This window comes from Dellaglioa sp. CoH-55-MRSF-7, from assembly GCF_056782235.1.
Genome location: NZ_JBXAYI010000163.1, coordinates 1 through 271, shown reverse-complemented (window position 1 = coordinate 271; position 271 = coordinate 1). Strand labels below are relative to the sequence as shown.

Here is a 271-nt window from a genome sequence, read left to right as displayed (position 1 = left end):
GGTCTTGATCAACCGTTATGCGTCGATGGTGTTCCCGGAACAGTTCCAATTCGAGTTCCAGTGGGATACCGATATTCGGATCATCGTGCACCGTCCTAATGGGCAGGAGCCTAGTGACGTGCGTCGGTTGAGTGGTGCAGAGTCCGCGATCTTCACACTCGTGATCGTGTGTGCGCTTCTCAACTTCGTACCTGAGCATAAGCGTTGCTCGCTCATGGTGCTCGATGAGCCGGATGCACACATGAGCCCCGAAATGACGGAAGCCATGTAC

The 271-nt window shown here is 54.6% G+C and carries 1 protein-coding gene; it reads left to right on the top strand.

Features of this window, described 5'->3' with window-relative positions; translation table 11 throughout:
- Positions 1 to 271 (top strand): hypothetical protein (locus AC1RPU_RS08250; RefSeq protein ID WP_481769688.1); only part of this gene is annotated, 271 nt, incomplete at both ends.